General features: G+C 45.7%; 1 rRNA gene. It reads left to right on the top strand.

The features are described from left to right. Positions 1-192, top strand: a 16S ribosomal RNA gene (locus tag ACZRMH_RS25820); the annotation flags it as partial. Between the last annotated feature and the right edge of the window lie 366 nt (positions 193-558).

Raw genomic sequence — 558 nt, 5'->3', positions numbered from 1 at the left:
TCGTGAATCAGAATGTCACGGTGAATACGTTCCCGGGCCTTGTACACACCGCCCGTCACACCATGGGAGTGGGTTGCACCAGAAGTAGCTAGTCTAACCTTCGGGAGGACGGTTACCACGGTGTGATTCATGACTGGGGTGAAGTCGTAACAAGGTAGCCGTAGGGGAACCTGCGGCTGGATCACCTCCTTAATCGACGACATCAGCTGCTCCATAAGTTCCCACACGAATTGCTTGATTCATTGTAAAAGACGAAAGCTGCAGCATCGTGCTGCGGTTCTTCTGTCGTAAAGCTTAGAAATGAGCATTCCATCGACTGATGGTGAATGTTGATTTCTGATCTTTTGATTAGATCGTTCTTTAAAAATTTGGGTATGTAATAGAAAGTTAGACTGGATAACACTTTCACTGGTGTTTATTCAGGCTAAGGTAAAATTTGTGAGTTCGCTCTTAATTGAGCATGCGAATTTTCGGCGAATGTCGTCTTCATAGTATAACCAGATTGCTTGGGGTTATATGGTCAAGTGAAGAAGCGCATACGGTGGATGCCTTGGCAGT

The sequence above is a fragment of the Pseudomonas sp. B414 genome (assembly GCF_055408445.1).
This window is presented reverse-complemented; position numbering and strand designations above follow the sequence as displayed.